Raw genomic sequence first — 26,719 nt, 5'->3', positions numbered from 1 at the left:
CAGGTATTATGTCAAAGTTAAGATTTAGAGTCGTAGAATCGGCGTTCGAGAAAAAAGCGACCGAGCTAACCACTCCCGCCGAGAGACCTTCCAAGTATTACGGCGAGCTGGTATTCAACCGTGAGAAGATGTTCAAATATCTTCCAGAGAGAGCGTACGAGAGACTGGTGGACTCCATCGACAACGGTACCCCGTTAGACCGTGAGACAGCGAACGCCGTGGCCTCCGGCATGAAGAAATGGGCGATGGAAAAAGGCGCTACCCACTACACCCACTGGTTCCATCCCTTGACGGAAGGTACCGCCGAGAAGCACGATGCTTTCATCGAGCACGATGGCAAAGGCGGCGTACTTGAGGAATTCGAGGGGAAACTACTGATCCAGCAAGAGCCGGACGCCTCCAGTTTCCCGAACGGCGGTATCCGCAATACGTTCGAGGCCCGTGGCTACTCGGCTTGGGATCCTTCCTCCCCTGCTTTTATCGTAGGAGACACCCTGTGCATCCCGACGATCTTCATCGCTTACACAGGCGAGTCCCTCGACTACAAAGCTCCCTTGCTGAAAGCCTTGGAAGCCGTGAACAAGGCGGCGGTCGATGTCTGCCACTACTTCAACCCGGACGTGAAGAAAGTATACGCCTACCTAGGTTGGGAACAGGAATACTTCCTAGTAGACGAGGGCCTATACGCCGCACGTCCCGATCTGTTGATGACCGGCCGTACTCTGATGGGGCACGAGAGCTCGAAGAACCAACAGTTGGAGGATCATTACTTCGGAGCCATCCCCACCCGTGTCATGGAATTCATGAAAGACCTCGAGGTTGAGGCATTGAAACTTGGCATTCCCGTAAAGACCCGTCATAACGAGGTCGCCCCGAACCAATTCGAGCTGGCTCCCATCTTCGAGGAATGCAACCTCGCCAATGACCATAACTTACTGATCATGGCCCTAATGCGCAAGATCTCCCGCAAACATGGGTTCCGTGTCCTGTTGCACGAGAAACCGTTCAAAGGCGTGAACGGTTCCGGCAAGCACAATAACTGGTCGCTGGGAACCGATACCGGAATCCTTTTGATGGGACCGGGTAAGACGCCGGAAGACAACCTGCGCTTCGTGACCTTCGTGGTCAACGTACTGAAAGCCGTGTACACCCATAACGCATTGCTGAAGGCCAGCATCTCCAGCGCGACCAACGCCCATCGTCTGGGAGCGAACGAGGCTCCCCCAGCGATCATCTCCAGCTTCTTAGGGACACAGCTATCCAAGGTATTGGAACATCTGGAGAACAGCGATACGGAAGATTTCAACCTAGCGGGAAAGCAAGGCATGAAACTCGATATCGCCCGTATCCCCGAGTTATTGATCGATAACACGGATCGTAACCGTACCTCCCCTTTCGCCTTCACCGGTAATCGTTTCGAGTTCCGTGCCGTAGGTTCCTCCGCGAACTGCGCCGCCGCCATGCTGGTATTGAACGCCGCCGTAGCGGATCAGTTGAGGCAGTTCAAGGCCGAGGTAGACGCTAAGATAGCCACCGGAAAGGATAAGTTCGCCGCTATCATCGAGGTAATCCGCAAGGATATCAAGGAATGCAAGGCGATCCATTTCGACGGCAATGGCTACAGCGAGGAATGGAAGGCCGAGGCCGCACGCCGGGGCTTGGATTGCGAGACCAGCGTGCCTTTGATCTTCGACGCTTATTTGAAAGATAGCAGCGTCCGCATGTTCGAGTCCACGGGAGTCATGACCCGCAAGGAGCTGGAGGCTCGCAACGAGGTCAAATGGGAGATGTACACGAAGAAGATCCAGATCGAGGCCCGTGTATTAGGCGACCTGACAATGAACCATATCATCCCGATGGCCACCAAATACCAGTCTTCCTTGATCGACAACGTATATAAGATGCGTGAATTATTCCCCGCCGATAAAGCCGCCCATCTATCCTCCAAGAACATGGAGATCATCGAGGATATAGCGAACCGCACGATCTTCATCAAGGAAAAAGTGGACGAGATGGTCAACGCCCGCAAGATAGCCAACAAGATCGAGAGCGAGCGGGAGAAGGCGATCGCTTACCACGACCGGATCGTCCCGATGATGGAAGCCATCCGTTACCATATCGACAAGTTGGAACTGGTTGTCGACGACCAGATATGGACCTTGCCGAAATACCGTGAGCTTTTATTCATCAGATAGTCTTATTCAGACAGTAGTTTTTTGTTGATTGTTTTGTGTTAATAAGGAGAGGATGCTGCGAAGTATACCTCTCCTTCTTTTTTATCCCATACAAAATACATACCTTTGGGGCATAAATATATAGGAGGGAAATTGATATGACGACAATAGAGTTACAGCAATGGAGAGAAAGCTTCGTGGAGAGATACCTTAACAAGATCGATGACATGGAGATATCGGAGGAACTGGAACGGGCTGCCAAAAAGATCTTTTCCAAGAGAAGGACACCCCGCCCTTGCGTAATCCACTCGCAAGAGGAGATGATAGCAGAGGTACGGAAATCGGTAGAAGACGCCCGAGAAGGTAGAGTCACATCAAGTGAGGATCTAGATAAAGAGATAGAGACATGGTTCTGAAACAGAAAAATCCATATTGGACAGCCAAGGCCAAAGAAGATTTGAAAGAAATTACGAAGTATTATAAGAAGGAGATTTCTATCAACATGGCCCACAAGAAAGTCAAGGACCTGAAACATTACGCCGATTTGTTAGCTGACAATCCTCTTCTCGGTTTTTATGAGCAAGCTTTATCCTCGGAGCCGCAAGGCTTTCGGTCTCTTGTTCATGAACATTACAAAATCATCTATTTTATAGAAGATGATATCATCTATATCTCCGCGATCTTCGACTGTCGTCAAAACCCCGATAAATTAAGAACATCTATCAGATAAACAATAACAAATATGAATTACGGATTCGTCAAAGTAGCGGCAGCCGTACCACATGTTAAAGTGGCTGACTGCTTTTATAATATTCAACAGATCGAGGGATTGATGCGCCAAGCGTCCCAAAAAGAGGTCCAGATCATCGCTTTCCCCGAATTATCGGTTACGTCTTACACTTGCATGGACTTGTTCTCGCAAGAGACCTTACTCAGAAACGCCGAGAAAGCCTTGCTGGATTTAGTGAACAACACCGCCGATCTGGATTTACTAACGATCGTAGGTTGCCCGCTTGTCAGCGGAAGCCAACTGATAAACGCCGCCGTCGCTTTCCAACGGGGCGAGATACTAGGGGTAGTGCCCAAGAGCTACCTGCCCAGCTACAAAGAGTTCCAAGAAGAGCGTTGGTTCACGGCCTCTTCACACCTACAGCAATCCATGATCACGATCGGTAACCGGGAAGTGCCGCTGGATTGCTACCTGATCTTCGAGTATGATGAGGTACGTGTGGGTATCGAGATCTGCGAGGATCTTTGGGTTCCCATCCCTCCCAGCTCCGAGCTAGCCATGCAGGGGGCCAACTTGATATTCAATCTATCCGCCAGCAACGAGTTGATCGGTAAGCATGCTTACTTACGATCCTTGATCTGCCAGCAATCCGCACGTTGTATCGCCGGATACGTCTACGCATCCGCCGGTTTCGGGGAATCCAGTACCGACCTCGTATTCGCAGGAAACGGTATCATAGCGGAGAACGGCACGTTGCTGAAGGAATCCGAACGTTTCTCCATGGAGGAGCAACTCGTTATCAGCGAGATCGATATCCAGAACTTACAGAACGACCGACGGATCAACACCAGTTTCATGCAGGGTTATCTCAACCATAACATGGATAACGGCACCGTAGTCTCATTCAGCCTTCCCAACCGGACACTGGATTTGACCCGGGCAATCGACCCGCATCCCTTTACCCCCTCCGGCGACGCGCTGAAAGAACGTTGCGAGGAAATATTCCATATACAGGTAGCGGGACTCGCCAAGCGTATCCTCCATGCCCACGCCCAAACCGCCGTCGTAGGCATCTCCGGGGGACTGGATTCCACCTTGGCCCTACTGGTCACCGTCATGACCTTCGATGCCTTGAAGATCCCACGGGATAAGATCATCGGCATCACCATGCCCGGCTTCGGAACGACGGATCGTACCTATACCAATGCCTGCGACTTGATACGCTCCCTTGGCGTGACCCTCCGGGAGATCTCCATCAAGGAGGCTTGCATCCAACACTTCAAGGATATCGATCACGACATCCATGTACATGACGTGACGTACGAGAACAGCCAAGCCCGTGAGCGTACCCAACTTCTTATGGACGTAGCAAACCAAGAGAACGGCCTTGTGATCGGTACGGGGGATCTCTCGGAGCTTGCCTTGGGCTGGGCTACTTACAATGGCGACCATATGTCTATGTACGGCGTCAACGGTAGCATTCCCAAGACATTGGTTAAATATCTGGTGGAATGGGTGGCCAATAACAAGGTAGACGAGGCTTCCCGCGCCACGTTATTAGATATAGTAGACACTCCGATCAGCCCGGAATTGATTCCCGCCGACGAGCATGGGAATATCAAGCAGAAGACAGAGGATTTGGTAGGCCCGTACGAGCTGCACGATTTCTTCCTCTATCACTTCTTACGCTTCGGAGCCTCACCCGCGAAGATTTATTTCTTGGCGAAGCGGGCATTCGGGGAAACCTACGACGATGCCACCCTCAAGAAATGGCTCCATACCTTCTTCCGCCGCTTCTTCCAGCAACAGTTCAAGCGCAGTTGCCTGCCGGACGGCCCGAAAGTAGGTTCCATCAGCCTCTCCCCACGTGGAGACTGGCGAATGCCGAGCGACGCGATGGCTACGCTTTGGCTGGATGAGATCGCAGGGCTTTAACATTTTTTCAATGGTATAGTCATAGACGAGGCTCTCTTATGGGCCATAGACGAGACACCTACCCCTATAAGAGAGCCTAATCTATGACCTATGAGAGAGCCTCGTCTCTCACCCGTATCAACCGAGGCCCTAACATAGATCGTAACTAATCGAACTGCGTAATCACCCTGCGGATGCGGGTGAAGCTATCCGTATCCTTCTCCAGTTTATAGATGTGCTTATAGGACAGGGCATCCTGCTCGGTCGGCGAACCATTGATCAAGAGAATATCCCGGTCGTTGGCAAATTTCAAGATCCCCGCCACGTTATTCGGGTGCAGCTTCCCGATCTCATCCATCATGCAATGGAGCCTGAAATCAGAGAATACCGTGGAGGCGTTCCGCTTGAACACGTTCAGCAACATGATATTCACCATGGATTTGACCAAGATATCCGTACCCTCGGAGCCTACGTTCGTAAGACGTTCTACGAAGCCCGTATCATTCCGGTTCTCAATCACCCGGAATTTAAGGTCGAAGAAGTCCGCCAAGCGGATCAAGTTGCCGGAATAAGCGTCCATCGACTTGATCAACTCACGTAGCAACGTCGTCGCCTTCTCCCGGGTAGCCGTATCGTCGGCCGAGGAAGCGAACAGGTTCTGCCCCAAATCCCAGCTATATTCCTCGTTGAATCGCTTGATCTCCTTCAACAGATTGACGATCTTGTTCTGGCTCGGATCGATACGCATCTCGATACACTGGATAATCCCCACGAAGTTCTTCTCCTTGAAATCGGCGTTGATCTGATCCACCACGCCACGGATATTGCCTTCCTGAGAGACCATGCTTTTCGTGTCCGCCGTAATCTGCCGGAAGATATCGGAGTTGCGGGTATTGATACGCGATTGGTATTCCGAGACCTTGTCCTCGTCGATAAACTCCTTCAAGTCGCAAGCGAAATCCATATACTCTTTATCATCCGAGAAGCTCGTCTTGAAGGCGAACACATTATCCTCGGAGAAATTGCCGGTGTAGGCGGTTATCTCCTTGCGCAGCTCGGAAAGTTTCTGGGATTGCTCGCTGACGCGGATCGTGATCTCCCGTACCAAGGAACGGCAATCGCCATCCGTGTCGGTACGGTTCATGGAAGAGAAGATGGATTCCCTAGAGGTAAACCAGTCCAACAGGGTAGAGCGGTGATATTCCTCCCGGTTCTCCAACGCTTTCCGGTTGGCCTCCTTCAGCTCCTTCAGCTCGGCATCTATCTTGAAGATATTCCGGTTCACGTCCGCCAGACGCTTTTTCAATTCCTCCTGTTCCCCGTGGATGATCTGCTGCAAACGTAGGCTCTCCGCCGTCCAGTCGGGTACCTTATCCAGCATCTCTCGCTTATCTTTCAGATACTCGATAATCAAAGCCTTGGTCTCGTTGATATACTTGATCTCCCCACCGATATACGCCAAGCGGGAATGGATCTCCTCCAAACGCCTCGGATCGCCACCGCTAGCGGTCAAGCTATCCAATTGCTCCCTGTCATATCCGGATTTGCGCTCTTCCAGCTCCGCTTTCTTGCGTGCGATCTCCTCCGAGATAGCTTCCCTCCGGGCGGAGAGTTCCTTATCCAAAGCAGCCAACTCATCTTTCTCTTGCTCATCCAAGGAAGCGAGTTCCCGGTCCATCTTGCCCTGAAGCGTGGCGATCTCCTGCCGGATCGAGGAAAGGGCGGCCTCGGCAGCGTTCAACTCCTCCTCCAAACGCCGGATCTCCTCCTGCCTCAGACGGGTCGCCTGATCCCGCAAGGCCGACAGACGAGACTCGTCCTCTTTCTTGCGGACCGCCAGTTGCTCCAACTCATATTCCGCGTGATAGATATCCTCCTTGATGGGCTTCACGGAGGATTGATATTGCTTGCGGAGATTCTCCTTTGCCGCCTCCAAGTCCTGCCGCGCCGTAGCGATGAAGCGCTGGATTCCGGCACGTTTTTCCTCGGCCTCCTTCTTCTCCGTCAAGTAATCCTCCTTGGTCTTGACATTCCGGTGAATCCCGGAGGTGAAGCGGATTCCATAAAAGGTATCTCCCTCGCCTACCTCCGCCGTAAACTCTTTCCCGTAAAGCAGGCGCTCGTCACACACTTGCCCGATCGTCTGCTCCCAGCCGGGTTTATGCTCGGACAGCCAATTGAAGAAGCTATCTTTCTGGTTATCCAAGAACTCCGTCAGTTCCGCTAGCTTAGCGCTTAGGGCCTCGATCTTCACCTCGTTGGATTCCGCTAGCTTTTGATAATCCTCATCCAGATGCTTCTCGGCGGTCTCGAACTCTTTCGTCTGGTAGTTCAACTCGTACTTCAGCTCACGGATCTTCAGCTCCAAGTCCTTCCGGTTCGCGTCGTAATTACCGAGACGCCCTTTGACCGCCTCCAATTCCTCCGAGGTTCCCGACTGCCCTCGGGCAGTCTTGATACGCATCTTCAAGGCGGCGACCTCCGTCGTACGTTTCTCCCGATCCACCAACAAACGCTCTTTCTCCTCCGAGGCGGCATGGCGCGATTCCTCCCGTAGCCGTCGATAATACTCCCGGCGAGCCTCCCGACGAGCATTGATCTCGGTCTCTGCCGCCAGTAATTGTTTCTGTTTCTCGTTCTCGAAGCCGGCCAACTCGTTCTTCAGATTAGCGATCAAATTGGCGTGCAAGACCGAGGCTTCTTTATTCTTGGAAGAAAGCAAATCTTTCTCCACGACTAAGGATTCCTGTTCCTGCTGTAAGATCTCCAATTTGTTACAACGATCCATCGCCGTCTGGATATCTTTCCCGACATAGAAAACCCGTTTCGCTTCCGCCTCCGACAAGGCGTTTTTCAGCACGGCCAACTCGCCTTCCATCGTGGCTGTCCGGTTCTTCGATTCAGCGTCTAGCTTATCCCTTTGCTTATAGAAATCCGATTTGACCGCCTCCTGCTCATGTATCTTCCGGGACAACTCCGGCAAGATACGCTCCGTTTGCATATAAGCCCCGCGCAATTGGCGGCACAGATCGTTGATCCGTAAATCCCGCTTACGGATATCGTCCGACAAGGTGGAGATCCCGGCGGCCTTCCGCACCATGCCCGGCTCACGGAAAACACCGATATCATTCAGTTGCGCCTCAAAACCGGATAGATGGCTCCGGTAACGGCTCAAGTCGATCACGCTATCCGCCTCGTTCAAGGAGGTGATGATCGTCTGCTTGATATAATCCGCCTCCAAGCGTGAATTCAGCAAGACGTTCTGGATCGTACGGATGATATTCTGGTAGGAGCCGCTCTCCATCAAGGAATAACAAGAGTAATCCCGTTTATTATCCGAGTTTCCGTAGAGGATATTCCGGTATTCCTCATACGTGGAGATCGCCCCGCTATACTTGATACCGTTCTTATCGAGCACCGAGCGGATACGATCCGACGGATAAGGCGCTCCCTCCTCGTCGATAAAAAGATCCGGCCGGTACGGAGAGGCGATAAAGCGGTAGCAGATACGGTTCATCGTCTTATAGCTAAGTACCGTAAACCAACCATCCTCCCTCGCTACCTCGTAGATGATCGAGGAATCGGCATAAGGGAAATAATAATCCTGATACGATTTCTTCTCGACCGGGATTCCGAGCCGCTGCGTATCGGCGTTGTAAAAGAAAAGGATCGCACGGAGGATCGTACTCTTCCCCACTCCCTGCGTTCCGATTAAATGTATATTTCCATCCAGCTGCACTTCCGAGTAACGGATAGCGGCGCTGTTTATAAATACTATTTTATTGAGATATCTCATCTTCGTTCTTTATGTTAATACTATGGATCATCTTTGTGAGGTAATCCCACGAGGAGAGCACTTTCCACGTCCCGTTCATATCGCTTACGCACTCGATAAAGCCCTCTTTCGTCATCCTGTCCAAGATGGTATCGAGGATATCCTTGCGTTTATCCTTGCCTCCGGTATGTTTTTTCAACCCGTCCAGCTTCATCTCTAGATCCATGTCAATACGGGAACGTACCAATATCTCCGCCGGCGAGAAAGTGAAACCGGGCCCGAAGGCCGTATCGTACGTACAGAAGAAGTCCATGATATCGATCCAAGCGAAGAAACGCTGGAGCTTTTGCTCCAAGGTAGCCCGGGGCTCCTTGCGGGAGAAGTAGAAGTAATTATTCCCCTGCTCCAACACGAAATTGATATGCGAGAAATAATCACGTAAACGCTCAAAATTATCTTCTACGACCGAGAAGAGTGTCCTCAACTCCTTTACACTTGTATTCGAGCACAGAAAATTACCTTTCGACAGGTAATCATAGATCTGTGCGGTCTGTACCGGTAAATTATCTATCATCCTTATTATTGTTGTTTTATTTTATCCAGTTGTAGAGACGGGGCGTACCCCGTCTCATCACAGGGGACACGCCCCGTCTCTACAACTAGGTTCTTTGAATAATGGCATATTCTATATGCTCCATATGCCCAAAACGGTCTGTTATCTCCAACTCATTCTCATAGAGGGAGAGTAAACGGCAAAATAACGTAACCTTCGCCTCGAAATCCATCTCCCGGTTATAATCATACGCCATCACGAAAGAGAACAAATCCCCTCCGGTCCGGCTAAAAACATCCATCATCTTCCGGGTATTGATAGCAGCCTCCCCCACCTCTTGATTCTCCATCTGCTCGGCGGAGATCACCCCCAGCTCCTGCCGGTGGATCACCTTGTCCGGCCGTATGCCGTCGGCCACCTTCAAGATGACATCCAGTGCCTCGTCCGTTTGCAAATAAGGAATGGAAACCTTGAATAAGGTAGGCTGCACGCCCTCCAATACCACGGAACGCTCCGCGTCTACCACCTCCCGCACGTTCGTGTTCTCCTGTAACTCAAACTGCTCCCGCAGATATTTGATACGACGCAGCTTACGGGTAAAACCCACCTGCGTACGGATCTGGTTCAAGTAATCAATGATATCCTGTTGGGAATGGATCAAGCTATGGCCGGCGCTCAATAACTCCGTCTTCAACTCACGGGCGATCGTCAACAACTCCTCGTCCGGGGCTTGGGCGAAAAAGGGAGTCCGTTCCCGATCCAGCAGCTTCTCCACTTCCACGATCAGGCGGTTGATCTCGATTCGCTTAGCGTCCAGATTCTCCAGTTTGGCGATCTTCACCTTATAGCTCGGCTCGTTCTTGAACGTATTATCGATCACCCGTTGCAAGGACACCACGTTACGTACCAAGATCTTCCCGATCTTCCGCAAATGCGCCTTGACCGATCGCAGATAACCCAGCTTACGCAAATCGTTATCCTCCTTGCCATAATAATCGATCAATTGATACACCAACTGGATATTCTCATCGATCACCGAGGTAGAAATCTCCTCATTCGCCTCCAGAAGCAGCTCATAGAAAGAGAGATAATGCTCATCCATCTCGATATAAGGGCCGTTCCTGCGGATCACCTCACGCTCGATCAAGATATTCAATTTATTCTCATCGATAATATCCAACGCATAATCATAGCGAAACGGTAATGATTTTCTTTTCTCAAATAAGACCTCCAATAGGTCCTTTCCCAGATTTAGCGTATTCGTTATATGGGGTATTGAATTATATATGTACATCCTAAACAATTAAGGACACAAAGGTAATAAAAATACAAGTAACCCTTTTTTCTCCGTGATGAAAAAGGATTTCCATCGTAGTGAAAAAGCTTTTTCATCACGGTGGAAAAAGTTTTTCACCCCGATGGAAAAAGAGGAAAATCACGAAGAGTTATCAATCCGCCGGATAGACAATTCCCAACTGCCGGCGTACTTCATCGATAATCTCCAATGTAATCAAAGAATTATCAAGGCTATTGATTTCTGACTCCCGCTTGCCAGACAAGACGAGGTTGATAAATTCCGCTACCTCATAATAGTACTCATCCTTATCGGCGACCACGCTTAGGTCTTCCGGAACCGGTTCCGGGCCTTTTCCCATCGCCGGAGCTAAACGAGGAGAATACGTCACTTTACGGATGATATTGATCCGGTCCAAGGTCAAGTTCCCCTCCTCCCCTTGTATCTCGGTAGGCAAGGCGGAGTTGGCGATCTTAGAATAAAGCACCGTGGCGTTCATCCCCTCATACAAGAAATTCACGGCCCCTTGCCCGTCCGCTCCTGAGGACAGGACTATGCCCGAGGCATCTATCTTCTTAGGGCGACCAAACAAGACAACCATCGGATAGACCGTATAAATACCGATATCCATCATGGCCCCATTAGACAACTCCGGCTTGAAAGCGTTCAACACGATTCCTTCCTTGAACTTATCATAACGGGAGGAATACTGGCAATAGCAGGCGAAATAACGACGAACCGTACCTACACGCCCAAGATTCTCTCGCACGGCAAGAAAGTTCGGCGTAAGCGTAGGCTTCATCGCCTCCATCAACGTGACATTATAGGTACGGGAAGCCTCGATCATCGCACGTACTTCTTTCGCGTTGGAAGCGAAGGGTTTCTCGCAAAGAACATGCTTGCCATAGCTCATGCAAAGAATACTCTGGGAGGCATGAAGGAAGTTCGGGGAGGCAATATACACGGCGTCGATCAACGGGCTTTTCGCCATCTCCTCCAAGGAGGTAAACGTATACGGTATATTATGTTTCGAGGCGAAAGCATCCGCCGTCTCCTGAGTTCTCGAATATACAGCTACCAGTTCAAAACGCTCATCCTGCCGGGCTCCGGCAATTACCCAATCACTTATGAAATTGGTTCCGACTACACCAAAACGTACTTTATCCATATTCTATCGTATTATGTTCTTTATTTACAAATGTACGATTTCTGTTTAACATAAATACTCCGTGGAAATGTTATTGTATCTATAAAAAGGATAAGTCACAGGAACTTTTTCGCAACGACGCTGTTTAATCTATACAATTTAAAACCGTTTTAAAACTAAATCAAGTATGAAAAGAATTGTATCTTTTATCGTCGTTCTCGCTGTCGCTATGTGCGGAATGACACAAGTAATGGCTCAAAAATCGATAACAAAGGAAGCCAAAAAAGTAGAGAGAGAAATCAAGAAACAAGAGCGTCTGGCACAAGATGCCGTAGAAGGCCAAGAAGAGTTTAACGCCGCTGTACAAGCTATCAACAACCAATCATTCGTATTGGAGGCTAACAACATACAACCGATGAACGGACAGGTATTCTACGTAAATTCAAATACGAACTTCGTATCTTTGAATGACGGACAGGCTATGGTCCAGATCGCGTCCAACTCTCCGTATCCCGGTCCTAACGGATTAGGTGGTATCACCGTACAAGGTAGCGCCTCCAATATCCAGACCAAGCAGGATGACAAGGGCAATGTTTATCTGAACATGAACGTACAGGGTGTGTTTATCTCCGCTACCGTTAGCTTGATGCTTACCAACGGAACAAACAACGCAACCGTTACCGTAGACCCGAACTTCTCCGGTAGAAACTTGAGAATGACCGGTACCCTACTTCCGTACTCACAATCGAACATTTTCCAGGGAACAACATATTAATCATGTCCAACTTTTCTATAATAAGGAAGGCGGTGCTCCGTGAGGAACATCGCCTTCGAACTATTTATAGATAGCCTTATCTCTTATTTACGGAAAGGAGCCTTTACCACTTGAGCCTTCAAGTTCTTATTACGCACCTTGATAAAGATATCCGTACCAGCTTTCGCAAACTCAGGTTTCACGTATCCCATACCGATCCCCTTCTTCAATACCGGAGACATCGTACCGGAAGTAACCACGCCAATTACATTCCCTTCCGCATCGGCGATCTCATAGCCATGACGGGGAATTCCCTTTTCCTGCAACTCGAAAGCACACAACTTACGGGTTACGCCCTCTTTCTTCTGACGCTCCAATTCCGCACGATTCGTAAAGTTCTTACCCTCGGCGAACTTCGTGATCCAGCCTAAACCAGCCTCGATCGGAGAAGTCGTATCATCCAAATCATTTCCATACAGACAGAAGCCCATCTCAAGACGAAGCGTATCGCGTGCTCCCAAACCGATCGGCTTGATGCCTTCCGGCTTACCAGCCTCGAATATAGCGTTCCAGATCGTCATCGCATCACTCGGATAGAAATACAACTCGAAGCCACCCGCACCGGTATACCCCGTGTTGGAGATAATCACGTTCTTGCAACCGGCGAACTCACCCGTCACAAATGAATAGTAAGGAATAGAAGATAAATCAACCGGAGTAAGACGTTGAAGAACCTCCTGTGCTTTCGGTCCTTGGATAGCCAATTGAGCCGTACGGTCGGAAGAATTCTCCAATTCGGCACCTACCGTATTATGGCTTACGCACCAATCCCAATCCTTGTCGATATTACCGGCGTTTACGACCAGCAAATATTTCTCCGGCTCGTAATGATATACCAAAAGGTCATCCACGATACCTCCCTTGTCATTCGGGAAGCAAGTATATTGAGCCTTGCCAAGCGGCAAGACAGAAGCGTCGTTAGAAGTTACGCTTTGAATGAAAGCCAAAGCGTTCGGGCCTTTTACCCAAAACTCGCCCATGTGGGAAACATCGAACACACCTACACCATTCACTACAGTCATGTGTTCGTCGATAATTCCGGAATATTCGATAGGCATATTGAAACCTGCGAATTCGTGCATCTTCGCGCCCAAGGCGATATGCACGTCGGTAAACGGAGTTGTTTTCATGTAATTATTGCATTTAAGATTTACGAGCCGATAGCTCTATGATTTTTATAACTGTTTCCATACTCTTTTCCAACGAACGAACGGGCAAGAACTCATAACGTCCGTGAAAATTCAGGCCTCCCGCGAAAATATTCGGGCAAGGCAATCCCATAAACGACAGGCGGGCACCATCCGTACCTCCCCGGATCGGTTTCACGATCGGTTCTACCCCAACGGAGGTCATCGCCTCAAACGCCAAATCAACGATATGCTTCTGGGGCTCCACGACCTCGCGCATATTGTAATATTGATCCCGAAGCTCTAAATGCGCACATCCCGGATGCGCTTCATTCATCTTATCAACCAACGTACGAAGCAATTCTTTCTTCTCCTCGAACAACTTCCGGTCATGGTCACGGATGATGTAAGATAGAGTAGCTTCCTCAACCGAACCGGTCATACCGGTCAAATGGAAGAATCCCTCATAACCAGTCGTATGCTCCGGACGTTGCTCGGCCGGCAACCAAGAAGCAAACTCGATCGCACGCAAGGAAGCGTTTTGCATCTTATCCTTGGCGTATCCCGGATGTACGTTCAAGCCCTTGAAGATAATTTTAGCGCCGGCGGCATTGAAATTCTCATATTCCAACTCACCGATTTGTCCACCGTCAATCGTATATCCCCAATCACAACCGAACTTCTCCACGTCGAAATGATCGGCACCTTGTCCGATTTCCTCATCCGGGGTAAAAGCGATACGGATCTTACCGTGCTTGATCTCCGGATGATCCTTCAAATATTGCATAGAGGCGACGATAGCGGCTACACCTCCCTTATCATCGGCACCTAATAAAGTCTTACCATTCGTTACGATAATATCCTGTCCCTTATAATCAGAAAGCTCTGGGAACATCGATTGAGATAGTACAACATTTTCTTCCGCATCCAAGACAATATCACCACCCAGATAAGTCACGATACGAGGTTGAACATTCTTACCCGACATATCCGGACTCGTATCCAAATGAGCGATAAAACCGATAGTCGGGATTTTCTCGTCCGTATTAGCCGGCAGAGTAGCCATTACATAACTATTCTCATCCAAGGAGATCTCCTCCATACCAATCGCTTCCAATTCCTTCACCAAAGCCTCGGCAAAGACACGTTGTCCCGGCGTACTAGGAGTCGTACCCGTCTCCTCGTTCGACTGGGTATCGAACGTAACGTACTTTAAAAATCTATCTAAAACTGTCATAACTCACTCTTTTTAGCCATTAAAACATTGCAGGCATAAAAGTAGGTAAAATTTTTCTAAAAACAGCTTGAACCATCAAAGCAATGCGTACAAACCTTACACTTAGGAAGGTCGATCGCCTCCACCAAGGTTTCCAGCGTATTAAACTTCAAGGAACTCAACCCGAAACGCTCGGCGATAATTCCGACCATCTTCTTATATTCCGGAGAGTCTGTCGTAGCATATTTATCCAGATTCTTATTCTCATCCCCTTCCAGTTCCTTGATAATCTGACGAGTTATCAACTCCAAAGGACTCTTGGAAGAAGTAAAACCGATAAACGGGCAACTATAAATCAATGGAGGGCAAGCGATACGCATATGTACCTCTTTCGCCCCATAATCATATAAGATCTTCACGTTATCACGAAGCTGTGTACCACGCACGATCGAGTCGTCGCAGAAAAGGATGCGTCTGCCTTCCAGCATCGCACGGTTCGGTATCAATTTCATCTTAGCCACCAAAGCACGCATCTCTTGGTTAGCCGGGGTAAAACTACGAGGCCACGTCGGTGTATACTTAGCGATAGCCCGATGATAAGGCACCCCCTTACCTTCCGCATATCCCAAGGCCATACCCACGCCGGAGTCCGGTATACCACAAGCGCAATCCACCTCCGAGTCATCCTTCTGCCCCATCTTATAGCCACTCATAAACCGGACATCTTCCACGTTCTTTCCCTCATAGCAAGAAACAGGGAATCCATAATATACCCAAAGGAAAGAGCAGATCTGCATCCCTTCATTCGGTTTACGCATCTGCTCCATACCATCGGCACGCAAACGGACGATCTCGCCCGGGCCTATAAATTTCTCGATCTCATAATCCAAGTTCGGAAGACTGCTGGACTCGCTGGTCGCCGCATAAGCCCCGTCCTTCTTCCCGATTACGATCGGCGTACGCCCCCATTTGTCACGGGCAGCGATAATACCATCCTCCGTCAGGAGCAACATAGAGCAAGAGCCCTTTATCTTATTGTAAACATTCTCAATACCCTCCACGAAGTCCTTGCCTTGTGTAATCAGCAAAGCGACTAACTCCGTCTGATTCGTTTTTCCTGAACTCAATTCCGAAAAATGCATATTCGCCTTCAATAACTCATCCTCCAATTCGTCCAAGTTATTGATCTTCGCCACCGTCACGATCGCGAATTTTCCTAAGTGAGAGTTGATAACGATAGGCTGCGCATCCGTATCGCTGATAATACCGATCCCGGCTTTTCCTTTGAATTTAGGAAGCCCCGGTTCAAACTTGGTGCGGAAATAAGAATTCTCCAGATTGTGGATCGAACGCGTAAACCCTTCTTCCTTATCGTACGTAGCCATACCGCCTCTGCGGGTTCCTAGATGAGAATTGTAGTCTGTACCATAGAATAAATCCGTAATACAGGCTCCTTTAGAAATAGTTCCGAAAAAACCACCCATTGTTTTTTATGTTTGTATTTATGTTTGAGACCGCAAAGTTACAAGTTTATTTATATATGTTCCAAAATTTACTTCATAACGTTTATTATCATCGGCAATAAAAAAAGGATACCCCTTTTCAGGATATCCTTTTCCTTATTCTTTGGTCGCAGAAACTTAAGCCTCAGCAACAACTTCTTTTACAGAAACAAATGATCTGTTTTCTTTTCCTCTACGGAAAGTAACAACGCCATCTACCAACGCATACAACGTATGATCCTTACCGATACCTACGTTCTCGCCCGGATGATGAACCGTACCTCTTTGACGAACGATGATGTTACCAGCTTTAGCAACCTCACCACCAAAAAGCTTAACACCTAATCTTTTACTTTGTGATTCACGGCCGTTCTTAGAACTACCCACACCTTTTTTATGTGCCATTTCTTTTCTTCTCCTTTAAACGTTAAGCAATAACTTCTTTAATACTCACCTCAGTGAACTGCTGACGGTGACCGTTCAATTTACGGTAACCTTTTCTTCTCTTCTTGTGGAATACCAGCACCTTGTCACCTTTTACCAGCGGAGATAATACCTCGCATACTACCTTTGCGCCCTCTACAGTAGGAACACCCACTGTTACCTCACCGTTGTTATCTACTAACAACACCTTGTCAAACTCCACAACAGCACCGCTTTCCGCGTTCTGAATGTGATGAACGAACAATTTCTTGCCTTGCTCAGCCTTGAACTGTTGTCCGTTAATTTCTACGATTACGTACATCTGTCTTAAAATCTTTTAAACAGGTTAGGTCCCGGGGGTGGGCTCCGTCTCCGGCTCCACTTATTTACCCTCTGCGGAAAATCGAGTGCAAAGATAGAGTTTTTTATTTAATTCCACAAACATCTTCTTGAACTTTTAAAAAGCCACGCATAAGACGATGAGAATACAGAGCTTTTTACTACCTTTGCAACTAATAATATATTACTATTATCCAAATAAAGATGCAGGAAACAAATAATATGTTATCAGTTCTTGACAACTATACGCTAGACAACCCGGATGAGATCGCTAAAGAAATAGCCAACGACTTCCGCAAGCGACGTATAGAGAAGAATCTGACACGCGAACAAGTGTCGGAGAAGGCAGGTGTAGCAGTCAGTAATATCGTGCGATTCGAACAGAAAGGTCTTATCTCACTCAAGAACCTTATCGGCATAGCAATGGCATTAGGTTACACTTCGGAGATAAAGAAGCTTTTTTCCGAACCAAAATACTCCACCATGGAGGAGCTACTACAAATCCGCAAGAATACCAACAAGAAAAAAGTACATAAGTAATGAGAATCAAAAAAATAGAAAGACTTATCGTAAAGTATCACGAACAGATAGTCGGGACGCTTTCGCTCACTCCCGACAACAAACAGTGTGCCTTTGAATACGATAAAGCATGGCTTTCCAACGGTTTCAGTATATCCCCATTGGAACTTCCGCTGAAACCGGGATTGTTCATCGCAAAGCCCTCACCTTTTTATGGGAATTTCGGTGTTTTCGAAGACAGTCTGCCCGATGGCTATGGTCGCAACCTCTTGCATAAGGCCTTGCTCAAAGAAGGCATCAACGATACCCAATTGTCAGCGCTCGACCGTCTAAGTCTAGTGGGAAATGGGGGTATGGGAGCACTCACATACGAACCGGAAACCAGCATAGGTACTTCGCATGAGCCCCTTGATTTCGATCTGCTGCAAGAAAAGGCCTTAGAAGTGTTGCATGAGAAGAACGACGATGACGTAGAACTTCTTCTTTTTAACAGCCGAAATAGCGGCGGATGCAGACCCAAGGCATTGTTCTCCAACAATGAAGGGCATTGGATGGTGAAGTTCCGCCATACATACGACCCTCAAGACATGGGATTGATAGAATTTCATTACAATGAGTTAGCACGACAATGTGGCATCCGCGTTCCAGACTTCAAACTGATCAACGGTAAGTATTTCACGACACGCCGCTTCGACATCTCGCAAGATGGAGAACGTTTGCATACAGTCACAGCCGGAGGGCTGCTTAACATTCCACTATCCAACCCAATTCTCGATTATAGCAACTTACTGGCCCTAACTGGCTATCTAACGCAGAATCCTTTAGAAGTGGAAGAAATGTTTCGTCGTATGGTTTTCAACTATTTCACAGACAACAAAGATGATCATTGCAAGAATTTCAGTTTCACAATACAGAAAAGTGATACCAGCACATGGCAATGGCATCTTGCTCCCGCCTACGATCTCACCCTATGCACAGAGGGTTATAATGGTGAACATGCGACTTCGGTCAATGGAACCGGACATCCCACCATTCAAGACATGATAACCATCGGTACTAAAAACAAGATGAATAAACCGCGCTGCATACGAATCATTGAAGAGGTTAGGACTGGCTGCGGAGATTTGTTGCGGAACAAAGACTGGGAGTAATTTCGACAATAGGAGCTGCCTTCCAATCTATCAGACCATCCGCCGTACGTAAGTCCATAAAATCAAAATCCATAAGCCATCGTTTCAATTTCTCTTCCGCTCCACGCAAGCCATAATACGATTTGAAACGACGGATATAATTTAAGTCCTCAATCATCGGTTGCTCCGCATCCAGATCACGAGGATGGATGTAAGCCAACAAATATTCCGGACATTCACGTGTCCATTTCCTCAATAATCTATAGGGAACCAAGCGGAAATAGCCTCCTCCAGAGAAAACGATATGCTTTCCCAATATCTTACGATACACGATCGGGAATTCTTTCATCCTTATTCCGTTATATTCCACCCAGCTAGGCACCGCAGAAACATATGATGGCATTCCTCCATGCGCATGATGCGCAGGAAAAACCGAGCTATCCATACGAATTCCCAATTCATGCAATATCTCGAAAGCCCACCCCTCGCTCTCACGGATCGAGAAGCCCGGCGCACGAAAAGCCTCTACCTTCTGTCCCGTTATATCCTCCAGCAATTTTATGGAAGAAGAGACATCCTCTTTGAATGCCTCCCTCGATTGTTGCCACACTAACTGATGATTCATCGTATGGCTTCCCACCTGATACTTGGATGCGATCTGCCTCACGATATCCGGATATGTCTTGGCGATCCAGCCGATCACGAAAAAAGTAGCCTTCGTATCAGTCTCCTCCAAGATACGAAAAATGCGCTCCATATTCTCATAGATACGCACTTCAAACCCTTTCCACTGCTCTTCAGAGCGTGTAGAATCGTTATCGAGGAGATGAAACCATTCCTCGATGTCGAAAGTTAGTATGTTCATATTTTGTTAAATCAAGATCTTAATTTAGATTTTCGAAAAGAAGGATTCAGATATTTCACCAAACCAGATAATATACCCATCAACATTGGTAAAGGGTCTTTTAAAGATCCATCCTGATAAAATATATTCTTACCTAAAAAGCAGAACCAAGAGGGATGGGAACTAAATCTTTGGGGAGAAAAGATAAACCACATAACATCCAGTCCCCAAAAACGTAATACTTTTCCGATATGATAAGTATAAGTTAAGATCGGTTCATCCTTCATATCATGAACGATCATTTCCGGATAATTAACTCCTGCTATATATGCAGCATGTATACTTGCCGGTACACGAGGATTTATTTCTATAACTTTATATTCCCCCGATTTGCTCTCCATAATATCAAAGTCGGCAAAACCAACCCAATCCAAAGCATCTAAAATATCTTTACAGATGCAGACCAAAGTCTCATTTTGAATCGTCTCACAATAACAACTAGTCCCTCCTTTTAAAGGGAAATAACGCATGATTCGAATAATTACGGCTTCATGGCACCCCCCGCTCTTATCACGATAAAGCATCACATTATAATAGATCCCTGTATGATCAACATATTCCTGTAAAGTGCAACGACCAAAATCTCGTTCTATGGCAGGCCATTTGTCTAATAGCTCTTTCTCTTCATGCACAAGCATAATCCCTCTAGCCCCAGATGAAATATTCGGTTTGATTAAAGCAGGAAAGCCAACATAAGATACTACTTCATGCAGATTTTTTGACGAAAGAAATGCAGTCCGAGGGTGTGGAAATGATCGTTGCTTGCAAACATCCATCAATCTTTCTTTGTCATGTGCCTTTATAAAAGTATCATAATGTGGAATGGCACACTTCACGGAAAAAGAATTTTCTATCCTCTCCTTATTTTGGCTCAACAACTCTGCGCTATCATTATACATTGGAATAATAACATCTTGTGGATTTTTCCCCAAGAAATCAACTAAAAAATTCAAGTATTCAGAGGGAGCATCACGCAAGATAGGACAAAGGATCTTATGATCTACAAACCTAGAGACATAACCATAAGATAACCTAGATTCAATGAAACCAAATATAACATGACCATTCTCTTTCAAAGAACGAGCTACGGAAATGGATTGAACCGTATGAGCATCCAGTAACAAAATATTCATATCTAGCGGTATAACATAAACTATTAAAGCTTATAGTACAATTTTTCTCTTACGACCCCTACTATTCCCCAATAAACTAAACAATACAAACTTTTTATTAATGATAATTTTTCTACTCTTCGAAGTACCAGCCACTGAGGCTTTATCATTCTTATTTTATTAGAAGTAACTGCCGTGACCCTATCTCTATAGGAGATTGTTACAGTCAAATTTCCATAAGCATATGGTACCTCTTTCAGGATTTTTAGCCAATAAACATAATCATCCCTGAGACTCCCTAATTGCTCATCAAAATAATATTTCTTCGATTTGGACACATCATAAACCGTAGCAGAAGGACAAATCGGACATAATTTTAACAAATCATCATATTTAACCTTTTTCGGACGGGGAAATGGAACTCCCAAGTATCGCTTAGAATGTTCTTCTATATGTTGTACTGAAGCATAAACTATAATAGCTTTCTCCGTTTGCAAAAAATTCACTTGTGATTCCAAATACTCTTCCGGCCACATATCATCCGAATCCAAGAACGCTATATACTGTCCTTTCGCCTCTTTCAACGCAATATTCCTCGCCCCAGAAGAACCTTTGTTCACCTTGCTCTCTATCAATTTGATCCGCGGATCCGCATACCGCTTCACGACGTTGATCCCCGCCCCATCATCCGGCGAGCAATCATCTACGATAATCATCTCCCAATTCGTATACGTTTGCTTCAAGACAGATTCTATCGTATCGCCAACAAACTCAGCCCCTTTATACATAGGGGTAATGATCGAGACCAATCCCTTTTCCATATTTTCAGACATTGTATTATATTTTTCTCTTTATAATCATAATCCCACCAAAAGACCGACAAATCTTGTCAGCCTATTCGCATCCTTTACCCTACGATATATCACGCCAAAGAGGATGGGTAACGAGAATCCCAACACAAACGAGACACACGAAAACAGATATTGGTTCACCTCCGGAAAAGCATGGGCAATAGGTCCGCGCACAAGCATCTGCGGGAAATAAGAAAGCAGGAACACAGTATAGGTGTAGTCGGATAGATGTATCAAGCCTACCCCGCTACGCTTCTCCACTATAAGCGATAAAATCAGGCTGAATACGATACCTACTAATGCGGCAACCAATTTCCATGGCAATAAGCTAGCGGATAAAGCAAACGATCCCAAAAACATTCCATACTTATATCGTAGCAGAATAGCATCTATCCTCCCCTTATAAATACAATAAAGAATTCCCAAACCGAAATAAGCGGAGTAATGAACAGCAACCGATATTTGCATAAACTGCATATTAGGCATCACATAACTTAACACAAACAGCAAAATTACCCCCCCCATTTGTAAATATACGTTAACATATATCCATTTCCTTAAAAGCGAAAAGAATACGAATATCATGAACAACGTCGGTAAAAACCACATAAATCCAATCGGATACCAAAGCATACTCTCCACCCACGAGGAGAAACTAAACGTCAACGGATTCTGCATCAACTCCGCAGGAACAAAACGTGACTTAATAACAAAAATCACACTATTAATAAATAAGAAAGGCAATAAGAGCCGCTTGACCTTTTTCCTCATGAATGGAAAGAATCTCATTCCTTGCATTTTATTTGCTGGATATGTATACGCAAACAAGAATCCAGACAAGAAAAAGAAAAGAGGCATATGAAATGAATACACCCATTTATAAATCCAGAGATCTCTGTAATCCAAGGTAATATCCGCATGGCCTATCACAACCAACAGTGTTGCAAAAACAAATAAAAATGAAACTTGCGTGAGTTTCTTTCCCATAATCATTCCAAGTTTAATTAAATTTTTCCGCCAACTCCAACGCATTTGCGATCACCTGATGCATATCATAATATTTATATTCCGCCAGCCGACCGCCAAAGACCACCTTCTCTTGTGCGTCTGCCAAGGCCTTGTACCGAACATACAACTCACTGTTCCGTTTATCGTTCACCGGATAATAAGGCTCATCCCCCGGTCTCCACTCCTTGGAATTCTCCCTTGAGATCACCGTGTCCGGTTGTTGTCCAAACTCAAAATGTTTATGTTCGATAATACGGGTATAAGGAGTATCGGCATCCGTATAGTTCACCACGGCATTCCCTTGGAAATTAGGAACACCTTCCAATAACTCTGTTTCGAAACTCACGGTTCGATACTCCAAATACCCAAAGCGATAATCAAAGAAGCGATCAATCTCCCCCGTGTAGATTACCCGATCCGCTATCGAATCAAAATATTCTCGATTCCCGAAATAATCCGTATTCAAACGAACCTCCACGCCATCTAGCATTTTCTCGATCATCCTCGTGTATCCGCCCTCCGGGATACCTTGATACTTATCATTGAAATAATTATTATCGAAAGTGAAACGCACAGGAAGTCGTTTAATGATAAACGCAGGAAGTTCCGTAGCCTTACGTCCCCATTGTTTTTCTGTATAATCCTTGATCAGCGTATAATAAATATCCTTCCCGATCAAAGATATAGCCTGTTCTTCCAAATTCTTAGGGCTAAGGATTCCGGACTCTCTCCGTTGCTTCTCTATCATCTCCTTAGCCTCCTCCGGGGTCGTCACCCCCCACATCTGATAGAAAGTATTCATATTGAAAGGCAAATTATACAGTTTTCCCTTATAATTTGCCACAGGAGAGTTGGTGTACCGATTGAACTCAACCAACGAGTTCACGAACTCCCATACCCTCCTGTCACTGGTATGAAAAATATGCGCCCCATACTTATGTACGTTGATGCCATTCACGGACTCCGTATAGACATTACCCCCTATATGCGAGCGCTTGTCTATAACCAAACATTTATATCCTTTTTGATGAAGGAGGTAGGCCATTGTGGTTCCAAAGAGACCGGAACCGACGATAAGGTAATCATAAATCATCTCTATATGGTTTAAAATTATTATTTGAGGAATCTGTCAACAGGCACAAAGAATAAGATCCTTTTTGTAAGCCTATCGGTTTCCTTATCTACTATTGATCATGCATAAACCACTTATATATTCTCAAATACGGCAACGGTATCTTTAGAAAACGTTTTAAATAACCTATTTTCCAAGGTGATGAGGAAATACCCTTTTTCAATTTCAAAAAACTGAAGTAAACGCCACGATTAGGTTTAGCCAACGGGGAAATCGTATTATTGGCATAAAAAGACCAATTTCCGAACCGATTTAAGTCCGACTGACGGGTTTCCGTTCCCAAACGGCAGATCGCATCGAAAGCCATCGTCTTGTCCCAGCGGATGACATCCGACAAGGAATTCTCACAGAACCGCTTGACAAAGCATAAAGCCCCCTCCCGTATCTTTAGGAGATCCTTGAAATCATTTCTCAACTTACTGTTCCCATCATATTCAAAATCATACAATTCAATAGTTTGATCCGATTTATACCGTTTCACCGAGCCGTGATCCGCACTGAACAACATCTCCAGTAACCCCTCGAAGGATCGCACCATCACCTTTTCCTCGGAATCTTCCGAGCCATACAGATAGCCGAAAGCGTTTTCCTTATCCAACATGATACCTAGATAGAATCCCATAATTTCCATATTCTTTCCTAGTTCCGGCAACATTTCCTCCAAAGCCTTCTGTAAACGTCCCCGCCAACCTATATCGATAATCCCTACTTTTCCGGATAGGTTTAAACGATCGATGTAGTACTGTAAAGAGAGAAATTCTTCTTCCGAATTCTCAATAATATCGGGAAGTAATTCCTTTAGGAAACTCGATAAATCCTTATTCTCTAAAAAATCTTTTTTCAAAAAAGAATCATCCAGATCAAGTCCATAACGACCAAGTGCCAAGACATATTCCTTATAATCTAACCCCAACAAATCCAACATCGTTCTGACCGATGTATAACGATATATAGAGAGCCTGTCCAACATGGCTTTTATATCCTTGCAATGGCGTAATATCGGGACTAATAAACTTCTCCTTGAAGCATATACATATTCAGTATCCTCCTTAGGATATAATATCTTATAAGCGGCACGCATGATTTGTCCGTCACGAGAAAGGAACAGAAACTTATCGATTCCCAAACGTAATTTATATTCATGCAGCCAAACACAAAACCCATACAAAAGAGGTCCCAAGGTCTCATATCCGATACGAAACAAACGATCACCCGATTCCGATACCGTATTATTGATAAAGCTATACAAAGAATCCGAATCGAGTTCTCCCGTTTTAGATTTCCGACAATAAAGCGTATGGTTGACCTCTCTTGGTATATGAACGGATCGGATACCGGACAATTTCGGACGTATATAATCCGCCATCAAAGCATCCCCTATATGTACTATTTTTCCGGGGCTGTATGAGTTCTCCCGCAATATCATCCTATACATATTGCCGGTATATTTTTGGACTCCGGTCTCCGAGGAGACGTATATTTTCTTATACTGGTTATAACCGCATTTCAATAAAAGACGCTCAATAAAAGCCCGATCCAAATACATATCGGAGACGATAATCACCTCTTTCCCCCGGTCAATGGCATACTTATAAACCTCCTTGATTTCTAGATTCACGGTAGTCAACGCATACTCCATCTCCAGTTCCAGCTGCGATAAGGACGATTTAATCTCCTCCTCATAAGGCAATTGATCGTAAATTTCCCCAAACGAGATCTCCTCGCGATCGGACAATTCGCGGGCCGTTCGCTCCGCACATACACGCTTATCCCTGAATCCTTCCATAGAGACACCGAAACGTTTTAACGCCTCTCTTTCCACCAACGAGAACACATCTTTGGGTGTCCTTACGTTCCTTTTTATCAGCGTGTCGAACACATCGAAAGAAACAACCTCGCATCTATCGATATATTGCTTGTAAGACTTGATACTCATTCCTGTGTTGTTTTGTGGTTTTGAATTAACAAATTATCATAGACCTTTTTTAATTGCTCGCCATAGACCTCCTCCGTAAACGAGTGAATGGCTTTCTCCCTCGCTTTATCTCGAATAATGGTCGTATCCATATCCAAGACTTTCTCCATCAATGCCTCCAATTCGCTATTCGAATCAAACAAGAATCCGGTTTCCTCATGTTCTATCAATTCCGATGTCCCACCCGAATTCCTTCCGATAACCACGCAATCATTCATCATAGCCTCCACCGTCACTCGCCCGTATGCCTCATGCCAGGAACACATTAATAATGCAACCGCTTTCCTCATCAACTCCTTGGCATCCGTACGGTATCCCAACAAGACGACTTTTCCCTCTATCCCCTCTTTTTCTATAAGCGATTTCATCTTCTTGACGAAATGAGCAGATCCGGTTCCCGCTATATACAGCCGAATATTGCGATTGCGTGACACTTTTGAAAATGACGATATAGCATCCAAAACACCTTTATTTTCACTTAAGCCACCACAATACAAGAAATAATTCTCCTTCTCATAATGCACATCTTGAATATTACGGATAGAATCGACCGCATCGTAAAGAACCACTGCGTTCTTATTCCGAATATGAAAATGCCTCTTTACCGCTTCAGACACACAAATGACAGAATCCGAATTATTGAAATCCTCACATAACTTTTCAAAAGGTTTAAATGACCGCATATAGAAATGTAAATCTGACATTTCTCTCAAATGCCAAACATGCTTAATCCGCTTTTGTTTTGCGATTTCAAAGCCAATACTAATCCAACTATTATTCGAATGAATAACATCTATACCATTCTCTTCTATAATTTTTAATATCAAAGGATAAGAATACTTGTTAAGAATCCAATAATAACAAAACCTAACAGGATATAATATAAAACTTAAAAAATTCTTATTATAAGTCGCCATATTAAATTTAAATGGAACAACCTTATACGATACGCCCATTTCTTTCAACAGCGACAAGAAAGGGCCTTCTGATGGAGACAAAACCAAACAATCCTTAAAGCCATACGACTTAATCATATTAGAAAGCGAAAGATTTGCTCCATACAATCCCGCATCATTCAAT

Annotated in this window: 23 protein-coding genes; 7 read left to right on the top strand and 16 right to left on the bottom strand. The window is 45.9% G+C overall.

Annotated features, from left to right (window positions below; all coding sequences use genetic code 11):
* Window positions 1-8: 8 nt before the first annotated feature.
* The 4 genes from CI960_RS05105 to CI960_RS05090 all read left to right on the top strand — a co-directional run bounded on the left by CI960_RS05105 (window position 9) and on the right by CI960_RS05090 (window position 4,839).
* Window positions 9-2,195 carry a glutamine synthetase III gene (locus tag CI960_RS05105; RefSeq protein WP_005861934.1) on the top strand — a complete coding sequence of 729 codons (2,187 nt, stop codon included), beginning with the start codon at window positions 9-11 and terminating at the stop codon, window positions 2,193-2,195.
* A gap of 137 nt (window positions 2,196-2,332) precedes the next feature.
* Window positions 2,333-2,590: a hypothetical protein gene (locus CI960_RS05100; protein WP_005861932.1), complete on the top strand. Its 258-nt coding sequence runs from the start codon at window positions 2,333-2,335 to the stop codon at window positions 2,588-2,590.
* Window positions 2,581-2,904 carry a type II toxin-antitoxin system RelE/ParE family toxin gene (locus CI960_RS05095; protein ID WP_005861930.1) on the top strand — a complete coding sequence of 108 codons (324 nt, stop codon included), beginning with the start codon at window positions 2,581-2,583 and terminating at the stop codon, window positions 2,902-2,904. Before CI960_RS05100 ends, CI960_RS05095 begins: the two co-directional genes overlap by 10 nt.
* Window positions 2,905-2,916: 12 nt before the next feature.
* On the top strand, window positions 2,917-4,839 hold the full coding sequence (locus CI960_RS05090; RefSeq protein WP_005861928.1) for an NAD(+) synthase: 1,923 nt from the start codon (window positions 2,917-2,919) through the stop codon (window positions 4,837-4,839).
* 145 nt (window positions 4,840-4,984) lie between these two features.
* Here CI960_RS05090 and CI960_RS05085 read toward each other — a convergent pair whose 3' ends face one another.
* From CI960_RS05085 to CI960_RS05070, 4 genes are all read right to left on the bottom strand, one after another.
* On the bottom strand, window positions 4,985-8,614 hold the full coding sequence (locus CI960_RS05085) for an ATP-binding protein (protein WP_005861926.1): 3,630 nt from the start codon (window positions 8,612-8,614) through the stop codon (window positions 4,985-4,987).
* The gene (locus CI960_RS05080; protein ID WP_005861923.1) at window positions 8,598-9,167 is read right to left on the bottom strand and encodes a hypothetical protein; all 570 of its coding nucleotides are present in this window, start codon (window positions 9,165-9,167) and stop codon (window positions 8,598-8,600) included. The genes CI960_RS05085 and CI960_RS05080 overlap by 17 nt, the downstream gene beginning before the upstream one ends.
* A gap of 85 nt (window positions 9,168-9,252) precedes the next feature.
* The gene (locus tag CI960_RS05075; RefSeq protein WP_005861921.1) at window positions 9,253-10,440 is read right to left on the bottom strand and encodes a hypothetical protein; all 1,188 of its coding nucleotides are present in this window, start codon (window positions 10,438-10,440) and stop codon (window positions 9,253-9,255) included.
* 154 nt (window positions 10,441-10,594) lie between these two features.
* Window positions 10,595-11,608, bottom strand: coding sequence for a Gfo/Idh/MocA family protein (locus CI960_RS05070; RefSeq protein ID WP_005861919.1), 1,014 nt, complete (start codon window positions 11,606-11,608; stop codon window positions 10,595-10,597).
* Window positions 11,609-11,774: 166 nt separating this feature from the next.
* Here CI960_RS05070 and CI960_RS05065 point away from each other — a divergent pair, with 166 nt between their 5' ends.
* On the top strand, window positions 11,775-12,362 hold the full coding sequence (locus CI960_RS05065) for a DUF4251 domain-containing protein (RefSeq protein WP_005861917.1): 588 nt from the start codon (window positions 11,775-11,777) through the stop codon (window positions 12,360-12,362).
* A gap of 83 nt (window positions 12,363-12,445) precedes the next feature.
* On the opposite strand, the gene gcvT is transcribed toward CI960_RS05065, so the two are convergent.
* From gcvT to rplU, 5 genes are all read right to left on the bottom strand, one after another.
* Window positions 12,446-13,531, bottom strand: coding sequence for a glycine cleavage system aminomethyltransferase GcvT (gcvT, locus tag CI960_RS05060; RefSeq protein WP_005861915.1), 1,086 nt, complete (start codon window positions 13,529-13,531; stop codon window positions 12,446-12,448).
* Between the two features lie 13 nt (window positions 13,532-13,544).
* Window positions 13,545-14,765 carry a peptidase T gene (gene pepT, locus CI960_RS05055; RefSeq protein ID WP_005861913.1) on the bottom strand — a complete coding sequence of 407 codons (1,221 nt, stop codon included), beginning with the start codon at window positions 14,763-14,765 and terminating at the stop codon, window positions 13,545-13,547.
* A gap of 56 nt (window positions 14,766-14,821) precedes the next feature.
* Entirely contained in the window at window positions 14,822-16,228 is a 1,407-nt protein-coding gene (locus tag CI960_RS05050) for an amidophosphoribosyltransferase (RefSeq protein ID WP_005861911.1), read from the bottom strand.
* Between the two features lie 156 nt (window positions 16,229-16,384).
* Window positions 16,385-16,651: a 50S ribosomal protein L27 gene (gene rpmA, locus CI960_RS05045; protein WP_005861909.1), complete on the bottom strand. Its 267-nt coding sequence runs from the start codon at window positions 16,649-16,651 to the stop codon at window positions 16,385-16,387.
* A gap of 22 nt (window positions 16,652-16,673) precedes the next feature.
* Window positions 16,674-16,991, bottom strand: coding sequence for a 50S ribosomal protein L21 (gene rplU / locus CI960_RS05040; protein ID WP_005861907.1), 318 nt, complete (start codon window positions 16,989-16,991; stop codon window positions 16,674-16,676).
* Between the two features lie 221 nt (window positions 16,992-17,212).
* Here rplU and CI960_RS05035 point away from each other — a divergent pair, with 221 nt between their 5' ends.
* Both CI960_RS05035 and CI960_RS05030 read left to right on the top strand, forming a co-directional pair.
* Window positions 17,213-17,548: a helix-turn-helix domain-containing protein gene (locus CI960_RS05035; protein ID WP_005861905.1), complete on the top strand. Its 336-nt coding sequence runs from the start codon at window positions 17,213-17,215 to the stop codon at window positions 17,546-17,548.
* Complete coding sequence (locus CI960_RS05030; RefSeq protein WP_005861903.1) at window positions 17,548-18,678, top strand: type II toxin-antitoxin system HipA family toxin; 1,131 nt, start codon at window positions 17,548-17,550, stop codon at window positions 18,676-18,678. Before CI960_RS05035 ends, CI960_RS05030 begins: the two co-directional genes overlap by 1 nt.
* On the opposite strand, the gene CI960_RS05025 is transcribed toward CI960_RS05030, so the two are convergent.
* The 7 genes from CI960_RS05025 to CI960_RS04995 all read right to left on the bottom strand — a co-directional run bounded on the left by CI960_RS05025 (window position 18,632) and on the right by CI960_RS04995 (window position 26,556).
* Window positions 18,632-19,522 carry a polysaccharide deacetylase family protein gene (locus tag CI960_RS05025; protein WP_005861900.1) on the bottom strand — a complete coding sequence of 297 codons (891 nt, stop codon included), beginning with the start codon at window positions 19,520-19,522 and terminating at the stop codon, window positions 18,632-18,634. The two genes, CI960_RS05030 and CI960_RS05025, sit on opposite strands and share 47 nt — an antisense overlap.
* Window positions 19,523-19,533: 11 nt before the next feature.
* Window positions 19,534-20,694 (bottom strand): ATP-grasp domain-containing protein, encoded by a 1,161-nt coding sequence (locus tag CI960_RS05020; protein ID WP_005861898.1) that lies wholly within the window; start codon window positions 20,692-20,694, stop codon window positions 19,534-19,536.
* Window positions 20,695-20,717: 23 nt separating this feature from the next.
* Entirely contained in the window at window positions 20,718-21,506 is a 789-nt protein-coding gene (locus CI960_RS05015) for a glycosyltransferase family 2 protein (RefSeq protein WP_005861896.1), read from the bottom strand.
* Window positions 21,507-21,530: 24 nt separating this feature from the next.
* The gene (locus CI960_RS05010) at window positions 21,531-22,511 is read right to left on the bottom strand and encodes an acyltransferase family protein (protein WP_005861895.1); all 981 of its coding nucleotides are present in this window, start codon (window positions 22,509-22,511) and stop codon (window positions 21,531-21,533) included.
* 13 nt (window positions 22,512-22,524) lie between these two features.
* Window positions 22,525-23,625, bottom strand: a complete 1,101-nt coding sequence (gene glf / locus CI960_RS05005; RefSeq protein ID WP_005861893.1) for a UDP-galactopyranose mutase — start codon at window positions 23,623-23,625, stop codon at window positions 22,525-22,527.
* Between the two features lie 91 nt (window positions 23,626-23,716).
* Window positions 23,717-25,600 (bottom strand): hypothetical protein, encoded by a 1,884-nt coding sequence (locus CI960_RS05000; RefSeq protein ID WP_005861891.1) that lies wholly within the window; start codon window positions 25,598-25,600, stop codon window positions 23,717-23,719.
* Window positions 25,597-26,556, bottom strand: coding sequence for a glycosyltransferase (locus CI960_RS04995; protein WP_229055215.1), 960 nt, complete (start codon window positions 26,554-26,556; stop codon window positions 25,597-25,599). The genes CI960_RS05000 and CI960_RS04995 overlap by 4 nt, the downstream gene beginning before the upstream one ends.
* Window positions 26,557-26,719: the final 163 nt, after the last annotated feature.

Source organism: Parabacteroides sp. CT06 (genome assembly GCF_002257605.1).
Classification (GTDB): domain Bacteria; phylum Bacteroidota; class Bacteroidia; order Bacteroidales; family Tannerellaceae; genus Parabacteroides; species Parabacteroides distasonis.
Note: the sequence above shows the minus strand (reverse complement) of the source record. Positions and strands in the feature narration are given on the sequence as shown.